Below are 225 nucleotides of genomic sequence, written 5' to 3'. Positions count from 1 at the left end.
TGGCCTTGAGTCTTTCGTCCCGGCGAAAACCTGGGCTTGGGGCGGAGGGGAAGATAAAGTCTGCAGATGCCGTTGAAATCCATCGCTGATTGGCGAGGTCTCTTCAAGCCTAGCAGCGCGATGCATTTCACAGAGCGGGAGCGTACTCCGCAGACTTTATCTTCCCCCGCAGCCCCATACCACGACAATCCTCCACCGGGACGAAAGACTCATATACACACCCCA

This window comes from [Clostridium] symbiosum ATCC 14940, from assembly GCF_000466485.1.
GTDB lineage: Bacteria > Bacillota > Clostridia > Lachnospirales > Lachnospiraceae > Otoolea > Otoolea symbiosa.
This window is presented reverse-complemented; position numbering follows the sequence as displayed.